The sequence below is a fragment of the Sphingomonas sp. AC435 genome, from assembly GCF_979253005.1.
On sequence record NZ_CEEDCJ010000106.1, the window covers coordinates 1 to 237 of the forward strand.

1 riboswitch is annotated in these 237 nt (G+C 67.9%).

Annotation, left to right across the window (positions count from 1 at the left end):
• A riboswitch (glycine riboswitch) is annotated at window positions 1-86 on the reverse strand.
• Between the last annotated feature and the right edge of the window lie 151 nt (window positions 87-237).

Sequence of the window (237 nt, forward strand, 5' to 3'; positions counted from 1 at the left end):
CTCGCGCGGTCCCTGGTGCCTGAGAGATTCCGGGGCGGTTGCTCCTTCGGCGGCCCCTGAAAGAGGCACTCGCCCGCGCATGACATCGACATCGACGCTGTGGCTAGGCGGCGGTCGCGAGTCAATCGCGAATGCCCGCCAGGCTCAGTGTTTCCCGCCTGAGGCTCGACTACTGCGGTCCGTCATGCGGGGCTCGTCCCGGCATGACGAACGGCGTTCGGCCCCTATCGTGTCGCG